The following is a 783-nucleotide window of genomic DNA, read 5'->3' on the forward strand; positions in this document are numbered from 1 at the left end:
GAGGTTTTTCACCTGCGGTTTACCATTTAGGCCGATCATGTTCATATTGACGCGGTAATTGCTTTCTAGATCAGTACTGGCAAACAAATGACTCATGACGCGCTCGACATCGACGCGGGTAGATTTTAGCTCTAGGACGATACGGCAAGCGTTTTCATGGTCTGATTCATCACGAATATCGGTAATCCAAGGCAGTTTTTTGTCCATCATGAGCTTAGCGATTTGCTCTTGGATTTTGTTGCCTGAGACTTGGTAGGGCAGTGCATCGATAATGACAAGATTTTTCTCTTTGCTATCGATATGATAGGTTGCGCGCATTTTATAGCTGCCACGACCGCTTTCATACATCGCCTGTAAGTCTTTTTTACTGGTGATGATTTCAGCAGGCGTTGGCAAATCAGGTGCTGGTATCGATTGGGTTAATTGTTTAACAGACAGATCTGGGTTTTTCAGCAAACGAATGGCTGCACGTACCACTTCATTAAGGTTGTGCGGCGGGATGTCTGTTGCCATACCGACGGCGATACCAGTCGTACCGTTTAATAAAATATTAGGCAGGCGAGCGGGCAGAGTAACGGGTTCTTGCATGGTGCCATCGAAATTGTCTTGCCAATCGACCGTCCCTTGACCGAGCTCTGTCAGCAGGGTATTAGCATAAGCAGACATTTTGGCTTCGGTATAACGCATGGCTGCAAAGGATTTGGGATCATCAGGGCTACCCCAGTTGCCTTGACCCGTGATGAGCGGATAGCGATAACTAAACGGCTGCGCCATCAGTACCAT

Annotated in this window: 1 protein-coding gene; it reads right to left on the reverse strand. The window is 47.1% G+C overall.

All coding sequences use genetic code 11. From position 1 onward, the window contains the following. Positions 1–783 (reverse strand): DNA gyrase subunit A (locus tag ACS8FD_RS19440; protein WP_439277071.1); only part of this gene is annotated, 783 nt, incomplete at both ends.

The sequence above is a fragment of the Psychrobacter sp. 1U2 genome (assembly GCF_051847575.1).